Here is a 278-nt window from a genome sequence, read left to right as displayed (position 1 = left end):
CTGAGCCAGGCCCGCCACAGAGCTCCGGGGACTACGGTGGCCGGAGACTTGCTCTTCGACGCTTCGTTTTCCCGCGCCGTCGTCTAGGCTTCCCAAGGTGCGCGCATCACTGTGGTGGGAACCAAAGGTCACGGGGTCATCAAAGGCAGCATCGGATCCACCGCACACGCCGTCCTCCATCACGCCCACAGCCCAGTACTGGTTTCCCGCCGCAGCCCGGGGCCGGCCTCAGCGGATGGGGGCCCTCAGAGGGACTCCCGCTGACCGCGGGCCCGGCC

General features: G+C 68.7%; 1 pseudogene. It reads left to right on the top strand.

Features of this window, described 5'->3' with window-relative positions:
• Nucleotides 1-102: 102 nt before the first annotated feature.
• Nucleotides 103-264, top strand: a pseudogene (locus tag SB724_RS19890) (universal stress protein); the annotation flags it as partial.
• Nucleotides 265-278 lie beyond the last annotated feature (14 nt).

Origin of the sequence: Bacillus sp. SIMBA_031 (genome assembly GCF_046535225.1) — a bacterium.
In the GTDB taxonomy this organism is placed as follows: domain Bacteria; phylum Bacillota; class Bacilli; order Bacillales; family Bacillaceae; genus Bacillus; species Bacillus velezensis.
Note: the sequence above shows the minus strand (reverse complement) of the source record. Positions and strands in the feature narration are given on the sequence as shown.